Source organism: Shewanella sp. SW24, assembly GCF_025653395.1.
Lineage (GTDB): Bacteria > Pseudomonadota > Gammaproteobacteria > Enterobacterales > Shewanellaceae > Shewanella > Shewanella oncorhynchi.
In genome coordinates this window covers 1-24,390 of the sequence record NZ_JAKKSH010000017.1, presented here as the reverse complement: position 1 = coordinate 24,390, position 24,390 = coordinate 1, and the positions used below count along the sequence as shown (strand labels likewise).

Below are 24,390 nucleotides of genomic sequence, written 5' to 3'. Positions count from 1 at the left end.
CCCGTTGCAGTTAACCCAGCACTTTAGCCGTAATAGCCAACAACTTTTGAGGATCAAAGGGTTTTACCATCCATCCCGTCGCACCCGCGGCTTTCCCTTGGGCTTTCATGTCATCGCCCGCTTCCGTGGTGAGCATAATGATCGGCGTACGCATAAATGCCGACATAGCACGTAAGGATTTAATTAAGGTCAGCCCATCCATTCGAGGCATATTTTGGTCTGTCAGAATGAAGTCAAATCTCTGCCCATTACAGATATCGAGTGCTTCTCGACCATCTTTGGCCAGTACCACTTGATAATTAGCCGATTTAAGGGTCGCTTCGACCATTTGTCGAATCGCTGCGGAATCATCAACAATTAATATTCTTTTACTCATGCGCTATTCCATTATGACTTTAGTTATATTCCCTGGCGGTACTAATTCGTAGGTCTTAGATAATGTTTTCACCAGTGAGAGACCGCGCCCAGACAACTGAGGAATGTCCGCCATCAAATTTTCATCACCCTCAAAGCCTTTGCCACTGTCAGCCACGCTAATATGTAATTCATCCTGCGATGAACGCCAGATGATGCTCACTTTTACCCAATCATTTTCCGTGAGCCTATCTGCAAAACTGTCCCTAATACTATGGTACAGTTCGAAGCCTTCTGGATCATTTTTTAGTCGAGAATCTAATTTTAGTACACCATGATCAATGGCGTTGCTAAATAACTCTGCGACAACAGTAAAAACCCGTTGACAGAAATTAGTCGCAAATCCCAATATGCTGAGAAACTGATTCAATGAACTTAAATAATCAGCGCTGAGTAACATAGGCCCTGCAATACTGACATCCCAGCTGAACTCACCATCCATAATGGCTTTAATACGACTAACATCACGATCTTGATGCCAAGTGTTTAATCGTTCAAAATCTAAGGTACAAATAGTGATGTCATCGGCAATATTTTCAGCAGGACAGTACTCATGCATATTGTTCTCTAAATATTTGACTAGACCACCGGACAAATGAATAAATAGATCTTTTAATTTATCAATGCCAAATGGATTGCCGTCATGGGTATATTGCTCTATTAAACCATCACTAAAAAGGCAAGCATGTCCATGGGATGGTAAATCAACCGTAACAATATCCGCTATAAAAGTATGCGGAGGTAAAATACCAAGGGCCATATTTGTCGATTTAAATTTATCAATGGATTGATTACTGACTGAACGAGAATGGTCAGTTTCTTTAATATTGTGGTTTGTTAAACAGTCAATCCCCCCCGTTTGAATATACACGGGGGGCATACCACCATTCCAAATATGTAATTTATTACGATTAAAATCGGCTTCTAAAATAATACAGGCAACAAATCTGTCTTCAGGGTTTTCTCGATGGAGCTTAGCATTCAGTTCATAAATTAACGTAACTAAAGAAAATCCCTTTGAAACCATGGCCCTAAATGTACTGGCAACACGCATGATGGGCATGGCAGCACTCAGGCCATGACCCGTTGAATCGGCGAGAATTAAGAAGAAATTGCCATTAGGCGCTATGCCATTGAGGATAATATCACCGCTAAAATTGGCACTGGCTTGGCAATAAGTATGTACAAAATAAAAGTCAGTATTATCAATATTGACTAAGTGCTCAAATAAATGCCGGGCCATGTGTTCTTCTCGGGCCTTTTCATAAAGCATTTTTTCAAGTTCAATTCTTTGATGCTCTACTTTATGCTGAAGTTGCACCCGGGTAAGTAAACATTCAACCTTGTACCAAAATATTTCAACATTTATCGGTTTAACAACAAAATCCAAAACCCCCATTCTAAAACAGGCTAATACGGATTGATTTTCTTTTGTCTCGCTCATGACTATAACAGGTGTTTCTTTTTTATCCTTATTTAACTTGTCCAGTAACGCCAGTGCGGTACCATCCTTTAACCAATAGTTAATCAGAATTAAATCAACCGTATTTTGCGTTATTTCAAATAAACCTTCTTCTAGATCACTACAGACAATGACGTTGTAACCTTTGCTATGAATAAAGTCACTTATCCTTTGACTCGCAATAGCGTCATCATCGATAACTAAAATAAAATGTTCCGGCTGAGTAAGCGATACCATAATGAGTGTTACTCTATGATGTAGATTTTCTGCATATTGGCAATACTAAGGATTTCATTCGCCTGACCATGTGCACCTTTTACAGACGTAGAAATATGTAACTCCTGCGCCTTACGATGCAGCAATACCATCATGCCTAAAGCAGAACTATCGAGGTAAAGCACTCGACTAAAATCTAAAATAATATGGTTAACCTCTGGAAGCGTTAAAATATCTTGATAATCACTGGTGAATTTCTTGTGGTAATAAAAGTCAAAGCGCTCTGGCAATGAAATAACTTTAATATTTGACATTGTGTTATCCCTAATTAAAAGAGTTCAATTTCACCACAGGTAATTTGATCCCTTGAAACGGGATTATGAGTCTCCTGACGTCGGCGACTCATTTGTATTGTGATGTCATCACCCTTAATGCCAAACTCCTGTTGTGACATAGTGGTGACGCGATTGAGCGATTCTTTTAAATGGTTTAGGGACTGATTTGTGTAAATCAGGCTTTGGGAAGTAATATCACTGAACTGCAATCCCCGAATAGTATCCGAGATGGCTTGTTCTAGTTCATGTGCCGATGAATCGATACGTTCAATCACTTGAGAATCCTTCTCTGCTTTAACGATAATCTGCCTTAGTGCAGTATCTATATCCTTTTTTGCATCAATAATATAAGTCATATCTTGAGCGGCGACTTTACTCACGTGTACGGTTAATTGTTCAATCTGAATTTGAATTGATTTAAGCTGTTTTTGTATGCTTTCACTAAAACCTGCGCTACGAGTGGATAAAGCGCGCACTTCATCTGCCACAACGGCAAAGCCTCTACCCGCATCACCCGCCCGCGCCGCTTCAATTGCCGCATTTAAAGCGAGCAAATTAGTCTGGGACGAGATTTGATCTATGTCTTGCAAGGCTTTCATTGCTTGAGGCATAGACTCGTAGATGAGATTCACTTTTTCCAACAACTCCATAGTTGATGCCGACATCTCTATGGTGGATTGAATAAAGCGCTCTAACGTCATTGAGGTATTGTTGGCAAATTGCTTCATTTGATCTGAATGGAATAACTCAGCATCATCAGTACTCTTAACGAGATCTGAAATAAATCCTGTCTGCTCCGTCATTAACCGCCCTAAACCATCGAATGACTCACCGAGCAAATTGACTGCGTCACCTTGCACCGCTAGCACACTGTCAATGTTAGCCTCGCAGCCGTTAAGTGTCGTGATTGACTCTTGATACAGATTGATATGGGCTTGCCAATCCGCGGCAAGTTGGTTGTTGAAGGACTTATCATCATGCTGTTGAACTGACTGCATTTGCTGGTGCTGATAAAATTGCCACAGCAACATAATCAAAACAGAAATAACCGGACCAATAGCCCACAATGTCATCAAACTCAGCGCATATCCAACGCCTGCCGCGAGCACCGCAACGACCCCATCCTTGTATGTCATATGGACTTCACAATAATTGTACAGTGATTAAAAAGTAGTTTCATATTGGGTGATTTTCAAACACGAAAGTGAAATTATTCACATTGTTACGTGTCGCAATGCGGAAAATGCAGTTATCGCGATATAAATCCTCAGCATTGAGCGCTAATTCTCAGTAAATTGCCGTAAATTCATGATTTGCTAATAAACTTGTCTTAATGGAACCAGAAACTTAACTGTGCAGTCCTCATACCCTAGGTTACACTGGAAGCGTCATGGATTGGGATGGAATCGCTTATGAGTCAACGTACATTAAACTCTTTATTTAAACCGACTTCCGTTGCCATTATCGGCGCTTCGAATACCGAAAAACGCGCGGGTAATGTGCTGATGAAAAACCTACTATCGAGTGGTTTTTCTGGGCCTATCATGCCAGTCACCCCTAAGTATCGGGCAGTGATGGGTGTGCTCGCCTATCCCAATATTGAAGCCTTACCCATCAAACCGGATTTAGCGGTTATTTGTACCCGCGCTTGCCGTGTGCCCGCCATCGTTGAAACCCTTGCGCAATTTGGCTGTAAGGTGGCCATTATTATGGCAGCAGGGATGGCGCAGGAATTTAACGAAGATGGCGTGAGCCTGCTCGACCTTGCCATGCAAAATGCTAAGCGTTACGGGATGCGCATTCTGGGGCCAAATAGCTTAGGAATGCTATTACCCCCATTGGGATTAAACGCCAGCTTAGCCCACGCCAGCGCCCTACCGGGCAAAATAGCCTTTGTGTCTCAATCGGCAGCTATTTGTACAACGGTACTCGATTGGGCCAATAACAAAGGTATTGGCTTTTCCTCCTTTATCTCCCTCGGTGATGCCACCGACATTAACTTTGACGAACTGCTCGATTACCTCGGCCGCGATAGCCGCACCAGCGCCATCATGCTTTATATCGACTCGGTGAATGAGAAGCGCCATTTCCTCTCGGCCGCTCGAGCCGCTTCACGCAATAAACCAATTCTAGTGATTAAATCGGGCCGTAGCGCCGAAGGTGCCCGCGCCGCAAAATTGCATACGGGCGGTGTTGGCGGTAACGATGCAGTGTATGAAGCGGCGTTTCGCCGTGCAGGTATGTTGCGGGTTAACGATTTAATTGAACTGTTTGCCGCGGTTGAAAGTTTAGCGCATTCCAATCCGCTGCAAGGTGAGCGCTTAGGGATTATCAGTAATGGTGGCGGCCCCGCGGTGTTAGCTGTGGATGAACTCATTATGCGCGGCGGTAAACTGGCGGAGTTATCAGAAGATACCATAGCCAAATTAGAAGCTGTGTTACCGAATACTTGGTCAAGGCAAAATCCCATTGATATTATTGGTGATGCGAACGCATCACGATATGCTAAAGCTTTGACTATCTTGATGGATTCCAATGAACTTGACGCTATTTTGGTCTTGCACTCCCCTTCAGCACTCGGTGAAAGTGTTGAGATAGCTGATGCTTTGGTGAGTGTGATCCACGCGCATCCCAAAAAGAATCGCCTCAATATTTTGACTAACTGGAGCGGTGAAGACTCGGCTTATCAGGCACGAAAACGCTTCACTAAGGGCGGTATATCCACCTACCGTACACCCGAAGGTGCTGTGGGTGCTTTTATGCACATGGTTGAATACCGTCGTAACCAAAAACTGCTGCAAGAAGTGCCGCAATCGATCCCCGATAATATTCCGACAGATAGCCTCACGGCGCGCAAATTACTGCAAGCGGCTCAAGCTAAAGGAAAATCGGTACTGGAAACCCATGAGGCCAGCCCTATTTTGCGTGCTTATGGGCTTAACACCATAGACACTTGGTTTGTGAAAGATGCCGATGAAGCGGTGGCCATTGCGAATGAAGCGGGCTATCCCTTAGCGTTAAAAGTGCAATCCCCTAACATCTTGCATAAGTCCGATGTGCACGGAGTGATGCTCAATTTAACCTCGGCTGAAGATATCCACCACGCCGCGAATGCGATTACTCAGAGGGTGCATCAAGCCAATCCCGAAGCCATTATTGAAGGCATGATAGTGCAGAAAATGGCGTTGACCGCTGGCGCGCAGGAAATCCGCGTGGCCGTGATAAGCGATCCCGTCTTTGGTCCGGCGATTTGCCTTGGCGAAGGTGGCTCAGAATGGGACCCCACCAATGATGCTGCCGTTGCCCTGCCTCCCCTGAATATGGCACTGGCGCGTTATATGGTGATCCAAGCGTTAAAGACCCATAAGTTAAAAGACAGACATTTACCACTGGGCCTAGACATGAATGCCCTGTGCGTGATGTTAACGCAAATATCCCATATTATTATCGATTGCCCTGAAATCGCCTCGTTAGATTTAAACCCAGTACTGGCCGCGGGTGAAAACATCACTCTGCTCGATGTGAATATCCGTTTGCATGATGCCAATGCCGACAGTTCATCGCGGATGGCCATCATGCCCTATCCGAAGGAATTAGAAGAATTCGCTGAGCTTAAAAATGGCCTTAAGGTAATGCTAAGGCCGATTTTGCCCGAAGATGAGCCTAAACATTTGGCCTTCGATAATTCGTTATCCGATGAAGACAGATACAAACGTTATTTTGGGGTGCGCTCGAAAATGACCCATGAAGAAATGGCGGTATTAACTCAAATCGATTACGCCCGTGAGATGGCCTTTATCGCCACGGCTAAGGGACCCGATGGCGATGACATCACTTTAGGTGCCGTGCGTGCATCTATTGACCCTGATAATACCGAGGCCGAGTTTGCCATGGCGGTGCGTGGCGATCATCAAGGTATAGGGTTAGGCAAATTGTTACTCGAAAAATTGATCAAATATTATCAGGCCAACGACACGCCCGTGCTCACCGGCTTTACCATGTTTGAGAATCGCAATATGGCCAGTCTTGCCAAGAGTCTCGGTTTTAAAGTGACCTTCGATATGGAGGAACATTTGATCAAAATGCACATGGATTTAAAACCGCCCAGTGATCAATAGCTCCTACCCAGACGAACAAAAACGCCGCAAATCATTGCGGCGTTTTTTACCCTAAGCAATTGATTATTTAACAAAATAGCGACCGAGCTAATACTTAACGCCTTGAAACATCGACACTCGCACCCACATTCTCAGCCTCTAACACAGTTACGGCCTTCGGACTTAGCTTGGTACAGTGCTTTATCGGCGCGACTAAACAGCGTTTCAGCATCATCCCCCTGTTGCAATGAGGCCATCCCAATCGAGACAGTAATCGCGCCAAGGGAAAGCTTTTTGTCTTTCCCTACCGTTAAGCGCCGCTCAGAAATACGTTCACGCAGATTTTCAGCCACTTGCAATGCGTCGTGAAAATGGGTGTTAGGTAGCACCACCACAAATTCTTCGCCGCCATAACGCGCAACAAAGTCATCCCCACGCACACATTGCTTTAAGGCTAATGCGACATAGGCCAATACTTTATCACCCGTTAAATGACCATAGGTGTCGTTAAAGGCTTTAAAATTATCGATATCAATCAGTAAGAGACTACAGCGGATCTGGTGATCTTGTGAACGGTAGATTTGATCCTGAATACTCAGCTCATAGGCGCGGCGATTATGCAGAGACGTTAATTGGTCTGTCATCGCTGCGAGGCTAAGATTTTCCATTTCAGATTTAAGATTTTGTACTTCTTGGCCCATGGTACACAGACTTTGCTCCATCTCACGGTTGTTGATAAGTAGCATCTGTATCTCATCGACCACACCATCAACCAGCTCGTTCAAGGTATTGATATCGGGATTAGTCTGTAATCGCAAACCAAACTCGGCTAATGAGCCAGAAAATGCCGCGGTTCCTTGACTCAACTGGCTGATTTTATTCAACAGGCTATTGATCAAGATTTGTGTTTCAATCTGAACATTTTCAATCACTTCTGGTGACTGTTCTTGGATAAAGGTTTTATAAAGACTGGTATTAACTTCCTTGGTAAAAGAGACCGAATTCGCCAAAAAACCATCAATCGCGCGATTTAAATCGAGATTTGTACCTGCAAAATATTCATACCAAACAGTGTAATTTTCAGGAGTAACAGGAATATCGAGGGCAGACATTTGCGGCACGGCCAAACGCAAAATTTGCGCGGCAGAATCAAGTTCTTTATTTTCTGCAGTAGAAGACATAAATCGCGAACCATAGATTTGTTATGTTTTTGTATATATTAAGTTAACCCAACTGATTCGATTTGGATATGGGAGAAATCAATTATTATGACAGGGAGCAAAAGAAAAGAGGATGTTGCCATCCTCTTCCTCATCATGGTGTCGAACCAACTAGAACGAGCTAAACCTCGCGACAATTAAGTCCACAATTAACCGCGGCAGCGAGCAAAGATATCTAATTCAGGCTGATATACCTCAGTTTTGATATTCATTAGTCCCAATAGACTATCGAATAAATTGTCATGGGAGAAACCACCTTTCGCCGCATGCTCAGCCAAACAATCCATATCCAATTGATTATCTTTGCTAAAATCTTTTGACACCCAAGCAAGCATAGGAATGCTCGTCTGCTCAATCGGTGCGATACTGTAAGGCGCGCCATGTAAATACATGCCTTTTTCGCCTAAAGACTCGCCATGATCGCTCAGATACAACATGGCTGGATCAAATTTATCTTGTTGATTTTCTAATTTTTTAACCACTTCGCTAATAATATAGTCAGTGTACAAAATACTATTGTCATAGGTGTTCATCAGCTCATCTTCACTGCAGTTTTGTATATCACTGCGCTGACAATCCGGTGTGAACTTACGGTGTTCTGCTGGATAACGTAAAAAATAAGTTGGGCCATGACTACCAATGACATGCAATACAATCACGGTATCTTTGCGTTCTGCGTTGGCTAAGGCTTCATCTAATTTGTTCAGTAACACTTGGTCGAAACAATATTGGCCAGTGCACAACTTAGGATCACTGTTCAAATCAATGGTTATGTTTTCAACTTGGTCACACACCCCTTTACAGCCAGAATCATTGTCAAACCACTGCACTTTAATACCGCCATGATCCAACACATCAACGGCGGTGTCTTGAGCATAGGCACGGCGTGAATCGTAATCTTCCCGTCCCATGCGAGAAAACATGCAAGGCAAAGATACCGCCGTTGCCGTGCCACATGAATGGGTATCTTTAAAGACTATTAATCCTTGGTCTTGGGTATGAGCGTTGGTTGGCTTGTCGTAGCCATAATACTGATAACTCATTGAACGCGCGGTTTCCCCCACGACGAGGACTAATAAATTCGGTTTTCCATTTGAGTTGGCACTGACATTTTTTGCATCGAGGCCAAGTTGCTGATATTCCATTGGCGTTTGCAAGTACTGCACATTGATGTACTTAGAGACAGCGCCGATAAAATATGTCGGCACGATGTAACGTTTTAGCTCGTCGTTGTTACGGCCAAAGGCCGCGTAATCTTGAAAATAGAAGAAAGCAATAATGCCCAGTCCTGCCAACATCGCTAGCATAAAAAGCACTTTATGCAGTAGTTCTTTTAGGAAAGGTTTGTACTGAATATCCGCTTTATAGATAAGGTACGCGGGTAAAATCCCTGTCAGTAACATATTCATTATCGAAGCAAAATTCACATACATGAACGCTTCGGCATGATTGGTTTGGAAAGTGTTTTCTATCATGCCGTAATCGAAGACGACATTGTATTGATAGGCAGCGAAGAACACACTCGATGATAACAAGGTGAGTAAGATGAAAAACGGTTTAACGAGATACTTTACCGTAAATAAGGAAAATACAAAACTGAGTGCAAAGGTTAAAAACAACGGCACAGTAGCGATGAAGATAGGATCGACATCAGGTTGTTTTTCAATGCCTTTCTTAATGATGCCAAACAATGGGATATTGAAAATACAGACGTAAAATAACGCTGTGATAAAAGTGAATCGATTCACCGATAGAGTCTTAAATCTTGCTAACACTGATAGCTCTCACTCAAATTAGTTGTTTGTCGAGAATAACTTAGTATTCTTAAGGTAGTCTTAGGCCTTTGACAGTGAAATTTTTCGCAATAGTAGCAAGCTCTTGGCAATGGCTCAAATTATCTGTGGGTATTGTTAACATTAAATAATAAACTTAAAAAAACGGCCGAACCTCAATAAGTTCGACCGTTTTCTGCTCCCCAACCTATTAGGGTCTTGCTCGGTTTTACCAGTGAAGAGTTAACAATTCATGCTAACCCAGCGGTAATTATCTTAATTGCTGTAATAAGTAGGCAAACGCCATTGAATTAAGTTCCGCAGCTTGATTATTATCTGCAGCGCCGGCGTGGCCACCTTCAATATTTTCGTAGTACAAGACATCAATTCCCATGTCTTTCATCTTAGCAACCATCTTACGGGCGTGACCTGGGTGAACCCTATCATCACGGGTCGATGTGGTGAAAAAGACCTTTGGATAATGCACGTCTTTATGCAGATTATGGTACGGAGAGTACGTTTTAATGTAAGCCCATTCCTCAGGAATATCCGGATTACCATATTCGCCCATCCAGCTGGCACCGGCGAGTAACTTATTGAATCTAAACATGTCAAGCAGAGGTACTTGGCACACGACAGCGTTGTACAGATCAGGCCTGCGGGTAAATGCCGCCCCCATTAACAGGCCACCGTTGCTGCCACCTTGGATGCCTAAATGTTTGCTTGACGTGATTTTACGGGCAATCAAATCTTCCGCTATTGCCTCGAAATCCTCATAGGCTTTATGTCGATTTTGCTTTAACGCCGCTTGATGCCAAGCTGGGCCATATTCGCCACCGCCACGAATGTTAGATAACACATATACGCCGCCCTGCTCTAACCAATTCTTGCCAATGGTGGCCGAATAGGATGGACGCAGTGAGACTTCAAACCCACCATAGCCATAAAGTAGCGTAGGATTAGTGCCATCTAACTTAAGATCCTTAGCCATCACCACAAAGTACGGTACTTTAGTGCCATCTTTAGACGTCGCAAAGTATTGCTCAGTTTTAAACTTATCCGCAGCAAACTGTTGCGGCATACCTTTAATTTTCTTCGGATTTAAGGTTTTTGCATTAACCGTATAGAGGCTTGAAGGCTCAAGAAAACTGGTGTAATTCACGAAAAAATCATCACTGTCTTGCTCAACGTCCATTACCGTCAGGGCGCCATTCGCTTCGAATGGGACTTGGGTGCTTTGCCAAGCGCCCTTTTCGTCTTGCTCATACCGCACTAATTTGCTTTTCACATTATCGAGCCAATTCACGAAAATCGCACTCTGACTAAAACTAAGCTGCGCTATCGATGCGGTCTGAGTCGGGCTCACAAATAAACTGAATTTGGCTTTTTGGGCGATAAGATCCGCCACATCGGCATACACGACCGCGCCTTGCTTAAAGTTACCGTCTTTGTTGGTTAAATCGCTCTTTAACTCAATAAATAACTTACCTTTAAAATAACCTTTAATCTCAGCATCTTGAGGTAATGGCAACCCAATGAGTTTGCCATCTTGATAGACATATTGGCTGGCGGTATAAAAAGTATGTGCCTCAGTGACTAAACTCAGCGGCGTTTTATCATCGAATAAAACCCAGCCTGATACAGCAACTGAGGTTTTGTCGCCAGTGAAAATCGGTTTCGCTTGCTCGAGTGCTGTACCACGTTGCCAGAGTTTCACCTCCCGTGGATAACCTGAGTCAGTCATGCTTTGACCATCACCAAAATCAGTACCGACAAAGGCGTGGTCTTTATCTATCCAGCTCAGACTTGATTTGGCTTCTTTCAAAAAGAATGGCTTATCTTTGGTGGCAACAAAGGATTTAGTATTTAAGTTAAATTCTCGCACTTCCACCGCATCGGCACCGCCGCGGGAAAGTGAGACAAAACAGCGCTCATTTTCGGGATACTGACAGCTAATATCCTTAAATACCCAATTGACGGATTCAGCTTTACCTAGGGCATCGATATCAAGCACGGTTTCCCATTTGGGATCGGGTTTAGCATATTCTTCCATGGTAGTACGGCGGTAAATACCGCGCACATGGGTGTCATCCTTCCAAAAGTTGTATAACTTGTCGCCAATGTGGGTCGCGTAGGGAATGCGTTCTTTATCGTTCAGGATGGCGAGACTGTTCGTCACTAAGCTATCAAAACCTTTAAACGCTTTAATTTCGGCGGCAGATGCAGCATTTTGGGTTTTCACCCATTCCATCGGCTTTGCGCCTTCAACATCTTCTAACCAAATGTATTTATCTTCTTCTGCGTGAAGTTGACCGCTCATACCGAGCACTCCTGCAATGCACCAAGGCAGTAATTTATTATTCATTCTATTCCTTTTAAACAAAGTCCATCTTGAGATCTGCCCTTACATTACCTTAATTAATATCCAGTTCAACTATTAATCCAACAAGAATGTAACAAAAGGTAAGGTACTGTAATAGCAGATGATTAATCTAGAATGAATCGCGTTTTTAAAAATGTCATGCTATAAAAAAGCGTCCACGAGGGACGCTTTTTAGTGGATGAAATAGGGTAAATTAAAACTCGTTATTCATACGAGACAACAAATTGAGCAGTACGATTCGTTCCTCACTGCTCATTTTAGCGGTGAGATCTGTAGTGAGTTGTAGATGTAATGCATCATGTTCGAGGAACAAAGTTTGGCCCTTTTCGGTTAACTCCACCAGAATCGAACGACGATCGGTTTCATGGGGACGACGTACAACCCACTCAGCTTCTACCATTTTGTCGATTTGGACCGTTAGTGTGCCTGTTGTGACACCAATTTTATCCGCCAGTTCTTTCATCCTCATAGCGCCGTGCACGCCGAGTAACTCAATGGTGTGCACCTGCGATAGGCTAAAACCTTTGTCACGCACAATGGCGTGTTCCCAAGACGACAGCTTTTCATAAAATTCAATAATCACATGATTTAATGCATGATCTGTTGAATGTGCGGCCGTTGAATGAGCAGTCGTTAAATTCAGGTTTGATGAATGATGATGTTCAACAGTCATTTAGGCTTCCTTAGCCATACACTCGCGCTGACGACAAGTATGGAGTTCAATAGTGATATGGGCCAATTCAGGAAATTGTGACAGTAACAGATTAAAATAACTGACATCTTTCGGTGAATGGGACACGATAGACACCATAATAGCATGGTGATCGGCACTCACTCGCCAAAGATGTAAATCGGCCACTTGATGATCCGGTACGGCCTCAAGAGTTTCCACGACCTTACGCTGCAATGACGCTTTAACACCACCGTCAAGTAAGATAGGACTCGTTTGCTGAATGAGACCCCATGACCAACGACTAATAATCACAGCACCCACGATACCCATAACTGGATCGAGCCAAGTCAGTCCCATGTATTTACCAAACAACAAGGCCGCAATGGCGAGCACTGACGTTAACGCATCTGCTAATACGTGAAAATAGGCGGCGCGTAGGTTGTGATCATGACCACCGTGTGCCTTCTGACTCTCATGCTCATGCTTATGCTCATGCTCATGCTCATGCTCATGCTCATGCTCATGCTCATGCTCATGCTCATGCTCATGCTCATGCTCAGCAGCATGGTGCTCCTGTTTATGATGGCAATGGTTATGATCTTGATGACTTTCATCGTGTGCATGTGAGTCATCATGTGAATGTGGACCCGCACCATGTGAATGAGCCGTATGGACGTGATCGTCATGGGAGGAGTGTGCTTCGCAGCTGTGATGAGCATGCTCGTCTTCATGATCATCTTGATGTCCATGATCGTGACTATGACCATGAGCGTGCCCGTGGTGATGCCCATGGTCGTGGGTATGGTGATCTTTGAGTAAAAATACACTCAGCACATTAACGCTCAAACCTATGACAGCCACAAATATGGCTTCGTTAAAATGGATTTGCTCAGGGTTAATCAGTCGCATTCCCGATTCAATTAACATCACCAGTGCCACAAGTCCTAGCGCTATTGCGCTGGTATAACCGCCAAGCACACTCACTTTGCCAGTACCGAAAGCAAATGCAGGATCGTTAGCATGTTTACGGGCATACGAATAGGCGAATAACGTGATCATAAAGGCCGCGGCATGGGTTCCCATGTGCCAACCGTCGGCGAGCAGTGCCATAGAACCGTAGATGGTTCCGGCAGCAATTTCAGCCACCATAGTGATCACGGTTAAATACAGTACATAGCGAGTGTTCTTCTCGCCATCGCGGTTATGACTCGAAAACTCATGGGCGTGCTGCCACTGGGCGAGTGAGTGCCCTTGGCGGCTTCCCGTAGTAGCTTGATGCCCTGTCGCTTGCTCGGCTGTCATTGATTTCATTGTATGGCCCCTGCTCCATTTCTATCGCTATTAATGGTGAAAAACTCGTCGCTTGAATTATAGTTTGAAAATCAAAATATATGAAGATCAAATTAACTATTTATCAAGATATACTGTTTTCAAACTTTTAAACGTGTATTTGAATCCCCATAATGCATCTGCTCTCCTGCCATCAGTCGAGACACTGATATGTAAATTAAGATAGGCAGCTAGACTAGGCAAAGGATATCAGGCAAGGTTTAATGGATTAGCGCTTGATTTATGAGTAAAAACAGCTCACATAGCTGAGTTAGATTGGCTTTATTACAGCCTTATGCAGTTATAGACAGACACAGCGGTGGCTTTTCAGTGCAAGTTGAAATCCAAGTTTTAAGGTTTTTATCTAGGCTATTTCGTATATTTTTCGCATGATATGAGTCATAAAACAGCCACAGCAAAGAATTGAAATAGCTGCGAACTTAACAAAATAAGTCATTGGAAAGTGTAATTAACCCTTATTATTCAGATTGATAAAGATTATTTGAATAAAAAATCGATTTTTTATTGAATAATTTAACCCTTTTTTACCTCTGCTGCGTTTATAGGGAGCAGAACACAGACAAATTTATCGACATCAATTCAGTTCGATTAGGAGAAACAAAATGAAATTGAAGACCTTATTTAGCGTTAGCACTGTTCCCCTTGCATTTGCACTATTGTCATTCAATGCCGCGGCGGTGAGCCCACCACATCCAACAGGGTTAAATGCGCCTATGATCAGTATTCAACGTTTCGATCCAAAAGATTACAGCGCACAGGAAGCCACTAAGATGTTCCCTGCTCCGGCAGCAGGTATGGTGCAGCACATTTTAAGTTTACCTAAATTAGAAAACGAAGATGACTACATGGTCGAAATCCAAATTGGTCAGACTCAAATGGTTGATTGCAATAAGCATGGATTAAACGGGGAATTGAAGGAACTGACAGTGCAAGGTTGGGGTTATAACTACTATCAAGTGGATGAAATCGCTGAAGGCCCAAGCACTATGATGGCCTGTTTCGAATTGGCGAAGAAAGAAGCTTTTGTACGTATTCCGGGTGAACTAAAAATGCGCTATGACAGTCGCTTGCCTAAGGTGTTTTATCTACCAGAAGGCGCTGAACTGCGTTTCAGAACTTGGAAAGTAGATTCAACCTATCAATATTCCAAGTAAATAGCCAAATTTAACTCTTGCGTCATCAATCAAATGCGCTTCGAGTCTTTGCTGATTGATAAAAGCAAAGACTCGAAGCGCATTAACTAGAATCGTTTAATTCTAACGACTTGCATAATTTCTATTTCAAAACCTGCCACAGTTTCTGTCTCTGGGTAATAGATGACATTGATCTTTTGCCCTTGCAGATTACGATACTTTTTGACCCGTCTAAATTTAAACGGCACGTCACAATCTTCAATCATAACAGTATGTTGTATCCACTCCGCCTTTTCCCTTTGCATATGCGAAACCACAGTCACACCTTCAGAGTGAACCAAATGTTCATGGGTGGCTAACATCTTTTTTACGGCCTTATTCATGTTCAACTCTTTTATCATCTAGTTGCGACAACAGTGACTCAACTTTCTGTTTAATTTCAGCATATCTCAATTTTTCACAGCGGCCGAAACCACTCAACTTACGCACTTGAAAACGACTCACCAAAGGAACTGACATGCCAGCGAGGCAACGACAATAGGTATCAAGTGATAAAGCATCTATGCCTTTGGCCGTTAAATGGTGCTTCAACTCATGTAAATCAGCCAATATCTGCTGATCTGTCGGCCAAGTCGGTTCCGTTGAATAACTCAACTTAGCGAAATAACCGCGGCAGACACTGCAATGACCGCAGACAGCCGGCGTCTCATTATCATCAAAATAACGGGATAAATTGTGGCTTAAGCACGTCTCAAGCTCAAAAAAGCGGACTAACTGCGCTATTCGCGCAATTTCTTTCTGCTCTTTATCGATAAAATAATGGTATAGCTCATCGATGAGTTCCGGACGCGCTAATGCGGCAACATCCACCCGATACACATCGGTAATTCGTTTGGTTTCTAATTCAATTAACTGATGTTCTGCTAAATATTCCAGCGCGGCCAACACGCGACTGCGTTCATGGCCCGTCGCACTGTACAAGGCATCAAAATCTAACGCGCCCCATATTTTCTTCATCTGCGTATGATTAAAAATTTGCGTCAAAAACGCCTGCCGCTCTGGATTAAAGCGGCTCAGAATGACATGTTTATCCACTAAAAATTTGTAATTAACATCGGCGTAGTAAGCAAATAACGGCTTAACCACACCTAGAATCTCTAGCTGTACAAGTAACGTTTTTAACGGCAACTGGCGAATATTACTCGCCGTCGACACGCCATTAAGCTGACATTCCCACTGACCAGAATCTTGTTCAAGTCGAATAGCTTCAATGACTTGCGCTATACCTTCTCGCTCAGGCGTATCGCCATACACAAAATTTTCAACGGTATTGAGTCCGTCAAGATTGGCTAAAGTCACACAATGGGATAAGGCACCATCACGCCCTGCTCTGCCGATTTCTTGACTGTAGTTTTCAATGGATTTAGGCAAATCATAGTGGATCACAAAACGGATATTGCTCTTATCTATTCCCATACCAAAGGCGATGGTAGCAACAACCACTTGCAGCTTATCCTGCATAAAATCATTTTGAATTTGTTGACGTTTTTCATCTTCAAATCCAGCATGATAGGCACTGGCGACTATGCCTTGTTGGCTCAAGAGTCGTGCGACTATTTCGGCGGTTTGCTGTAACGTCACATACACAATACCAGCACCTGAGAATGATGTTATCTGGTTAACCAGTAAGGCATTTTTCTCTTGAGTCGACACGGGCAGAACAGTCAAATCTAAATTGGGTCGATAAAATCCTGTTTGTACTATGTGTTCGGGCGCGATATCGAAGCGCTTGGCCATATCCAGTTTCACTTTACGTGTCGCAGTGGCCGTTAGTAACAATACCAGCGGGATCTCAAGCTCGCGCCGATAATCAGGTAATTTAAGATAATCAGGCCGAAAATTGTGACCCCATTCTGAAATACAATGTGCCTCATCTACGACCAGCATAGACAACGGAACCGATTGAATAAACTGCCTAAAGCGTTCATTTTTGAAACGTTCCACCGACACCATTAAAATTTTCAGTTTGCCAGAGCGCGCATCTGTCATCACTTGCTGACTCTGCTCGGCGCTTAAGGTTGAATCTATGCTGGCCGCATGAATTCCCTTAGATTGTAAAAATTCCAGCTGATCTTTCATCAAGGCGAGTAAAGGCGAAATCACTAAACTCAAATGGGGTAACTGCAATGCTGTAAATTGATAACAAAGGGATTTACCAGAACCCGTCGGGAAAATCGCTAAACTCGACTTCCCTGCTAAAAGTTGTGTTATCGTTTGTGCTTGGCCTGGGCGAAATTCAGAAAAATCGAAATCCTGCTGCAATAAACTAACGTATGGATTGGTTTCCGGAATGGGATTTAACATCAACCGTCCTTTACACTTATCCTTACCACCCACAAAATTCGGGCATACCGCAAGAAAAAGATTCAGCATTAAGTGAGTCGACTAGTCTAGCAAATTTTGACGTACTTTACGGAGTTAATTAGCAACAACTGAGTTTTCAAGCCAACTTAACTGCTTATCAGGAGCGTAATTATAGGTGCAGATTTCATTGCAACACGATGATTAATATATAATTAATTTAATTTTTTAGTCAGCAATTAAATATGAAAATAAAACCGATTTGTAAAAATTCGATCCGATATCTTCTATGAAAAAACAAGACATCAGATGAATCTCAGCAAAAAATACATCTCCGATAAATTGAGCATTTAAGGTTTTCTAGCAAGATATAGATTGATCAGCGACGTCAGTTTGTCCTGAAATCTTTCTTCAAAACCATCAATGTCACGCCCTATAGAGACTAAATATTTAGTTGCCTGCTCACGCGAAAGCAGCTTATTTGCAAGACTATATTGCATCTCTTCTAAGGTTTTATCATATCTTGGGATCAACACCCAAGTGCCGACATCGACGTCAAAATGTTGCATCGCTTTCTGGGCTAAAGCACAAAAAGCCTCAATATGATCTACGCCATCAGGTCCGAGACAGCCAGGTTCAATTCGGCATAAAACCGCAATTTTCCTATCGTTTGCAATACTTAAACTCATCTCTAATGCCCCACGTTATCTAGTCGTAAACATAAGATCTTAACAGTAATTCTACGTGTCTGCACAGATAAGTCACGGCTAACTTACCCTTATTAGATAATCCATTTTAGGCAATAGAACAACTGTAAAATCATATTCTTCAAAACATAGAGCCGCGTTTTTTTGTTCTATTCATCAACAATATCGTCTACAACATCCTCATCAGTATGCTGTAAAACATTAAGCGAAATATTTTCATTATGCTCTGACAATAGGGTATCAATGGCTTGGTCAAAACTGTCTAACTTTTGAGTTGCCATATAACGTTTTAACCTCAAAATAATATCCCTGCTCAGCTCAATATGAGACTTTTTTTGTCGTTTTTTTATTTGAGATAATTCTTTGCGAACCATACGCCAGCCAAAATCAGTAAAATACTGATTGAGCATTTTGTTTACATTAGTAAGCTCGTTGTCGATCCGCAGTACCTTTTTGCGTAATCGGACTAATTCATTTAGTTGTGTCACCAACTTAGTATAGGAAACCGTTTGTAACTCAGCGTCACAAAACCAATCTGGTTTAGATGCCACAGCTTCAGGATTGATAAGGCGATAAATTAAGGGTAAGGCAAAAATTAATTCGGCTTCCTCAAGCAATAATAATTTTCTTCCTGCTGTCGGTTTGTCTTGTTGATATATCCAAGCTTGCGGTTCCATAAATACGTTTCTTTAGTTAAGCATGCGTTTAATGCGGATGAAATAAATGGGACCTCATGCTAGTACAAATCGATAAGTATTAATATATGGTTCAACCATTTTATTGACTGGGAATCGATCCCTTATGCTTCATTTTGCCTTTGGCAGAAATAGCTCAACTCATAACAGGCTAAGAACCCGATAAGCGGTTGTCGTTATTAGCTTAAATTTCACCCAACACGCAAGCCTAGTTTAGCGGCATTCCATTCAAGAAAACCAATAAAATGGTTAAACCATTCTTTAAAATTATGCATCTGTGACTAACTAAGTTCGAAACCACTGCATAGAGAAAGTACGAATTTCATACTATCATTGCCTTTAATTTTATATCCGCTTAATTAATCGCCATTGTTAGAATAGGTTTATCTTGGCTGTTTTTTAAACTAAATAATCCAGCTAAATGTTATTTAATGCCCCCTCCTCTGATAAAAGAAGATTATTTAAACAAATAAGCACTCTACCAGTGATAATGGCGATTATCACTGGTAGATGTAGGCGTGATTTGCGTATAATTACGCCTTCTTAATTCGATATCAGGTGACTTCAACGGCATGTCTAAAATGATCCGGACAAATAGTAATGCTCAAAATAACACCAATGTAACGAATGAAAGAGTGACAGGATCAGATCATCACAATAATAACCGTGCTGAACAGCCACGTTTTTTTGAAGAGACTTTCCTGCCACAATCTGTTCGAAGTGATTATTTAAGTGCTGCCGAAGAAACTGAATATGAAATTTCAGCCAACACCCGCCGTGTTTATAATACGAGCTTTAGTCTATTTAGCCGTTATTGTGCCGAACACCAACTGCAGGCCCTGCCCGCAGATCCAAGAAGCGTAATTTCATTTATTGGTCATCAAAAAGAACTGATCCAAGAAAGCACTGGCGTTCAACTTTCAAAGCAAACATTAACCACAAGGTTGGCAGCCATTCGCTACCATCATATTCAAGCAGGATTCCACTCGCCTACCGAACATCCACTGGTGATCAGAGTGATGCGCGGTTTAAGCAGAAATCAATCTCGCCATGTGAGTGATTATGATCAACAACCGATTATGTATGATGAAGTGGAAATGCTCATTCAAGCTATCGATGAACAAGTGCAGCCATTAACCCGAGCAAGAGACAAAGCCATTATTCAGTTAGGATTACAAGGTGGGTTTCGCCGTTCTGAACTTGCAGATATAAAAGTTCAATATGTCAGTTTTTTACGCAATAAGCTAAAAGTGCGCCTACCTTATTCGAAGAGTAATCAGCAAGGTCAACGGGAATGGAAAGACCTGCCGGATCATGAACCTTTTGCAGCACTCAACGCGGTAAAAAATTGGTTATCACTCGCCAATATAGAGGATGGACATTTATTTAGATCGCTTTCCCGTGATGGGAAATATTTACGCCCTTATCAAATAGTAGAACATCACTCTGAAGCTAATTCAAGTTTACATAAAAATAGTGGTTTTCTCACGGGAGACGATATTTATCGCATCATTAAAAAATATTGCACAAAAGCGGGCCTACCTGCAAAGTTTTATGGTGCCCACAGTTTGCGTAGTGGTTGTGTCACTCAACTCCATGAAAATGATAAAGATCATTTATACATTATGGCTAGAACTGGCCATACCGATCCGCGCTCACTTCGCCATTATTTAAAACCAAGAGACTAAAACCCAAAAGACTAAACTAGATCATGACTCGATAAGAATCAGTTAGTCTTTTACCTAAAATAAAATAGCAATTTTAATGTTAAATATAAATCTATCATGTTTATGAATAAAAATGATATTCAGTAATTTATATTAAAATTATTTCCAATTTTTAATTTTAAAAATAATTAAAACAATAATTTCACATTATATATTTTTATCTTGGATACAAGATTTGACATCATAGCAGAATAAAAATCCTAATTGAGCTACTTTGACCTCAGCAGCTTAGACCATAGCAAACTGCTGGTTAACATTTTTATAGCATATCGGGTTTATTGCTCACTGCAGTATTATTGTAATATAAAATCATCTTTATTGTCATATTGATACTTTAGCCTTAGTCACGAAATTTAATCCATCGTACTAGCCGGAGTAATATATGAGTAAGGCCACCTTTGATCCTACACTTTATAATAAAAGTAATAACGAGCCATTTAACCAAGTGTTGGATAAACATTTATCTCGCCGTAACTTCGTCAAAAGTGGTTTAGGCCTCAGTGCTATGACAGCTTTTGCCAGTGTAGGTTTAACTGCTTGCGGATCAGATGACACACCTGTTACAAAACCTGTTGATCCTGTGACACCTTTGCCACCAACAAAAAGTACCGCCAAGCTAAACTTTACGTCAGTTGCGGGTTCTCGTTTAGATGCCGTCGTTGTGCCAGAAGGCTATACAGCGCAGGTACTTGCACCATGGGGTACGCCATTAAATGCAAAAGCAGCACCATGGAAAAGTGATGGTAGTAACACTGCCGATGACCAAGCGAACTCAGTCGGTATGCACCACGATGGCATGCATTTCTTTCCATTAAATGATACGGGTAATGACGGTTTACTTTGCATTAACCATGAATATATTGATGAAGTTGCATTACATCCTGCAGGACAAACTTTTGATCCTACTTCAGGTTTGCGCACGATTATCGATGAGGTACGTAAAGAAATCAACGCCCATGGCGTATCGGTTGTACGTATAAAACTGGTTAATAATCAATGGGAAGTGGTTAGCAATGATAACCATAACCGCCGATTCACCGGTGCAACTGTAATGGATATTAGCGGTCCTCTCGCCTACTCTTCTCTACTCGAAACCCGCTACTCTCCCGACGGTAGTCAGGCTCGCGGTACATTAAATAACTGCGGCAATGGTTACACGCCTTGGGGCACTTATTTAACCTGTGAAGAAAACTGGCCAGGCTACTTCGCAAACCGTGGTACGTTAACTGCCGAGCAAAATCGCATTGGGATCAGCAAAACCAGCACACGTTATGGCTGGGATGATCTTGCAGGTCATGATGAGGAACGTCTCGATGAATTCGCGCGTTTTGATGTCACACCAAAAGGTGCAAGTGCTCAAGATGACTATCGTAATGAAGCGAATGGTCACGGTTATATTGTTGAAATTGACCCTTTCAATCCAACATCGCGCGCAGTAAAACGTACCGCGCTTGGTCGTTTCCGCCATGAAGGTTGTACCTTTGGCAAGTTAACCGAAGGTAAGCCAGTAGTATTCTATTCTGGCCACGATTCACAATTCGAATACCTCTATAAATTTGTCTCGGCCGCGGCGTGGGATGCAAAAGATGCTGACAGCAGCAATCGCATACAAACTGGCGATAAGTATATGAATGAAGGTACTTTATATGCAGCTAAGTTTAATGCAAATGGTGGTGGTGTTTGGTTGCCTTTAACCTTAGATAGCCAGACTACGGACGGAAAAACCCTAGGGAATACTTTCGCTAGCTTAGCCGAGATTATTTTGAACACAGCAGGCGCAGCGGATCTTGTTGGTGCAACACCTATGGATCGCCCTGAATGGTGTGCTGTCGATCCTTTCACAGGTTCAATTTATTTGACCCTGACCAACAACTCGAAACGAACTGAAACCAATCCAGCGAACCCAAGATTGAAAAACCACTTTGGCCATATTATTCGTTGGGATGAAAGTGACAAAGATACTGAATTTACATGGGATATCTTCGTATTTGGATCACCAAGTGATGGTAACGCAGAGACAAACTTATCAGGCCTAACAGATCTTAACCAATTTGCCAGCCCAGACGGTTTAGCCTTCGATCAACGCGGTATTTTGTGGGTTCAAACCGACAATGGAGCCAAGGAGGTCGCAGAAGAAACCAACGATCAGATGCTAGCAATAGTGCCTTCAACGCTTGTTGATGGCCAAGAGAAACAGCTCGGCGTAACGGCTGATAACCAAATGGAATTAAAGCGTTTCTTTGTTGGACCAAACGACTGTGAGGTTACGGGTTTTGCTATTAGCCCTGATTACACATCTGTTTTTGCTAACATTCAGCATCCCGGTAATTGGCCTTATTCGTCCAATGCCGCTGAAAAAACGCCTGCGGGCACGACATTACGCCCTCGCGCCGCTACGGTCGTTATCCGTAAGTTAGATGGTAAAGAAGTCGCGGTATAAACAATTATGCTTGTGCGAGGTATCTTCTTAAATATGAAGTTCCTATAAGTTAATTGCTACACATAACAAATCCCCTCACTGTAGGGGATTTTTTATTTAAGAAGATAGTTAACTAGCCTTTTTCAAAATAGATTAAATCCAACATCGATTAACTCTTACTACGACTTGCTTGTTCAAAGGCCAGTTCAAAAGCATCGGTAAAATCTGTAATTGGCAGAAGGTCCTCACGGCAACGGCGATTGCGGCCAAGTAAGGAAGATTCAACAAACAAATCAAACCAAGTACTTAAGGCTTTGCCATTAGCCGCTTCGCCAATCGCTCCTAAAGCCAATGATGCCACCTCGGCGGTACCAAGTTGAAAATCATGACTACCTTTACGCAATGCATAGGTCGCAAACGTGTCGGGATCGAAGGAAAGCAACGGCAGTGAGTGTAAGTAAGGGCTCTTACGGAACATTTTAATCGCTTCACGCCAACTGCCATCAAGCAGAACAAGCAGCGGCCGTTTACCTTCGGCCAATGTCGACATTGGCACTTGGTTCAGTACGGTTTGCCCTTGCTCTGCATACTGGGCAGGAAACACTAAATAGGGTTGATATTGCGGCGAATTAAGCAAAGCAAGCAACTCAGCTTCAGGTTCTGTACGTGACCAAATATAGGCGTGGGTATCAGGAATAAGATCCGCTATGAGTCGTCCGCTATTAGTCGGCTTTAACACCTCATCGTTATACATAATCAGCAGGAAACTGGCGTGAGTATCTAACTGACGGCGTAGCGCACAGGTACAGAACTGCTCACCTAAGAGGCATAATGGACAGCGGATCAGTTTTTTACCGCGGGCACCAAAGGGTTTAGTCGAAATAGACTTACGGTACTGATATAAATGGTGCACTGCATGGGGGGCTAAAGCCATAAAAACCAATTCTCTATCAAACTTATTAAGGATCGCGACCACATCATTTAGCACTTTTTTATCGCGGTGGCGCAGTTTATCCCTTGGCCATCAATGGTGCAATCGCGTAATACATTATCGTGATAAAAGGCCGGTGTCAGTGGTTGATGGTTTCATATGCAGCCTAACGCCAGTGAGATAATTTAAGAGCACAGAGCAATTATCTCTTAAAACAACTGTAATGTATTAATCTGTGTTACCACTTAGTACTGAAGGATCCCCTCATAAATCAGCCATAGCATAGCCATATTTGAGCAACTGATTGGCGAATAATACCCAGGCCGCCAGCAATTCTTTCTCCGTGATTTGATAATCAGGCCGCCTGAGTACCTCCAATCCCAAGCGAATCGTTGAGAGTACCGTTCGATGCCCAATGGTATTGGCCTGAAAATGCTTATCCCAGCCCTGTTGCTGTGCGTGTAAACCAACTAGCCACAACCAACAGGCATTGAA

At 42.6% G+C, this 24,390-nt stretch carries 18 protein-coding genes and 1 pseudogene; 4 read left to right on the top strand and 15 right to left on the bottom strand.

Going from position 1 to position 24,390, the window contains the following annotated elements; all coding sequences use genetic code 11:
* Positions 1-10: 10 nt before the first annotated feature.
* The 4 genes from L5M17_RS14595 to L5M17_RS14580 are packed head-to-tail and all read right to left on the bottom strand — an operon-like array spanning position 11 to position 3,563.
* The gene (locus L5M17_RS14595) at positions 11-376 is read right to left on the bottom strand and encodes a response regulator (RefSeq protein WP_028759902.1); all 366 of its coding nucleotides are present in this window, start codon (positions 374-376) and stop codon (positions 11-13) included.
* A gap of 3 nt (positions 377-379) precedes the next feature.
* Entirely contained in the window at positions 380-2,113 is a 1,734-nt protein-coding gene (locus tag L5M17_RS14590; protein ID WP_263148270.1) for a SpoIIE family protein phosphatase, read from the bottom strand.
* Positions 2,114-2,121: 8 nt separating this feature from the next.
* The gene (locus tag L5M17_RS14585) at positions 2,122-2,406 is read right to left on the bottom strand and encodes an STAS domain-containing protein (protein ID WP_028759900.1); all 285 of its coding nucleotides are present in this window, start codon (positions 2,404-2,406) and stop codon (positions 2,122-2,124) included.
* Between the two features lie 14 nt (positions 2,407-2,420).
* Positions 2,421-3,563, bottom strand: a complete 1,143-nt coding sequence (locus L5M17_RS14580) for a methyl-accepting chemotaxis protein (RefSeq protein ID WP_263148268.1) — start codon at positions 3,561-3,563, stop codon at positions 2,421-2,423.
* A 276-nt stretch (positions 3,564-3,839) separates the two neighbouring features.
* Between L5M17_RS14580 and L5M17_RS14575 the strand changes: the two genes are divergently transcribed.
* Positions 3,840-6,545 (top strand): acetate--CoA ligase family protein, encoded by a 2,706-nt coding sequence (locus tag L5M17_RS14575; RefSeq protein ID WP_263148267.1) that lies wholly within the window; start codon positions 3,840-3,842, stop codon positions 6,543-6,545.
* Between the two features lie 131 nt (positions 6,546-6,676).
* Here the strand turns inward: L5M17_RS14575 and L5M17_RS14570 are convergent, their stop codons facing one another.
* The 5 genes from L5M17_RS14570 to L5M17_RS14550 form a co-directional block, all read right to left on the bottom strand.
* The gene (locus L5M17_RS14570) at positions 6,677-7,705 is read right to left on the bottom strand and encodes a GGDEF domain-containing protein (protein WP_263148247.1); all 1,029 of its coding nucleotides are present in this window, start codon (positions 7,703-7,705) and stop codon (positions 6,677-6,679) included.
* Between the two features lie 188 nt (positions 7,706-7,893).
* Positions 7,894-9,519, bottom strand: coding sequence for a phosphoethanolamine transferase (locus L5M17_RS14565; protein ID WP_219234141.1), 1,626 nt, complete (start codon positions 9,517-9,519; stop codon positions 7,894-7,896).
* A 268-nt stretch (positions 9,520-9,787) separates the two neighbouring features.
* Positions 9,788-11,881, bottom strand: a complete 2,094-nt coding sequence (locus tag L5M17_RS14560) for a prolyl oligopeptidase family serine peptidase (RefSeq protein ID WP_263148244.1) — start codon at positions 11,879-11,881, stop codon at positions 9,788-9,790.
* Between the two features lie 211 nt (positions 11,882-12,092).
* Positions 12,093-12,572 carry a MarR family winged helix-turn-helix transcriptional regulator gene (locus L5M17_RS14555; protein WP_173244777.1) on the bottom strand — a complete coding sequence of 160 codons (480 nt, stop codon included), beginning with the start codon at positions 12,570-12,572 and terminating at the stop codon, positions 12,093-12,095.
* Positions 12,573-13,883 carry a cation diffusion facilitator family transporter gene (locus tag L5M17_RS14550; RefSeq protein WP_263148243.1) on the bottom strand — a complete coding sequence of 437 codons (1,311 nt, stop codon included), beginning with the start codon at positions 13,881-13,883 and terminating at the stop codon, positions 12,573-12,575. It lies immediately after the preceding gene.
* Between the two features lie 641 nt (positions 13,884-14,524).
* Here L5M17_RS14550 and eco point away from each other — a divergent pair.
* Positions 14,525-15,076, top strand: a complete 552-nt coding sequence (gene eco / locus L5M17_RS14545; protein ID WP_028759893.1) for a serine protease inhibitor ecotin — start codon at positions 14,525-14,527, stop codon at positions 15,074-15,076.
* A gap of 86 nt (positions 15,077-15,162) precedes the next feature.
* Here the strand turns inward: eco and L5M17_RS14540 are convergent, their stop codons facing one another.
* The 4 genes from L5M17_RS14540 to L5M17_RS14525 form a co-directional block, all read right to left on the bottom strand.
* Complete coding sequence (locus L5M17_RS14540; RefSeq protein WP_028759892.1) at positions 15,163-15,438, bottom strand: hypothetical protein; 276 nt, start codon at positions 15,436-15,438, stop codon at positions 15,163-15,165.
* Positions 15,431-17,419, bottom strand: coding sequence for an ATP-dependent DNA helicase RecQ (locus L5M17_RS14535; RefSeq protein WP_263148240.1), 1,989 nt, complete (start codon positions 17,417-17,419; stop codon positions 15,431-15,433). Before L5M17_RS14535 ends, L5M17_RS14540 begins: the two co-directional genes overlap by 8 nt.
* 347 nt (positions 17,420-17,766) lie before the next feature.
* Entirely contained in the window at positions 17,767-18,105 is a 339-nt protein-coding gene (locus L5M17_RS14530; RefSeq protein ID WP_105252539.1) for a hypothetical protein, read from the bottom strand.
* Positions 18,106-18,272: 167 nt separating this feature from the next.
* Positions 18,273-18,800, bottom strand: a complete 528-nt coding sequence (locus L5M17_RS14525; RefSeq protein WP_263148238.1) for a hypothetical protein — start codon at positions 18,798-18,800, stop codon at positions 18,273-18,275.
* A 590-nt stretch (positions 18,801-19,390) separates the two neighbouring features.
* Here L5M17_RS14525 and L5M17_RS14520 point away from each other — a divergent pair.
* Together L5M17_RS14520 and L5M17_RS14515 are read left to right on the top strand one after the other, a co-directional pair.
* Positions 19,391-20,506: a tyrosine-type recombinase/integrase gene (locus tag L5M17_RS14520; protein WP_105252541.1), complete on the top strand. Its 1,116-nt coding sequence runs from the start codon at positions 19,391-19,393 to the stop codon at positions 20,504-20,506.
* A gap of 421 nt (positions 20,507-20,927) precedes the next feature.
* Positions 20,928-22,985, top strand: coding sequence for a PhoX family protein (locus L5M17_RS14515; RefSeq protein WP_263148237.1), 2,058 nt, complete (start codon positions 20,928-20,930; stop codon positions 22,983-22,985).
* Positions 22,986-23,133: 148 nt separating this feature from the next.
* On the opposite strand, the gene L5M17_RS14510 is transcribed toward L5M17_RS14515, so the two are convergent.
* Both L5M17_RS14510 and L5M17_RS14505 read right to left on the bottom strand, forming a co-directional pair.
* Positions 23,134-23,898, bottom strand: a complete 765-nt coding sequence (locus L5M17_RS14510; protein ID WP_105253122.1) for a tRNA-uridine aminocarboxypropyltransferase — start codon at positions 23,896-23,898, stop codon at positions 23,134-23,136.
* A gap of 261 nt (positions 23,899-24,159) precedes the next feature.
* Positions 24,160-24,390, bottom strand: a pseudogene (locus tag L5M17_RS14505) (IS4 family transposase); the annotation flags it as partial.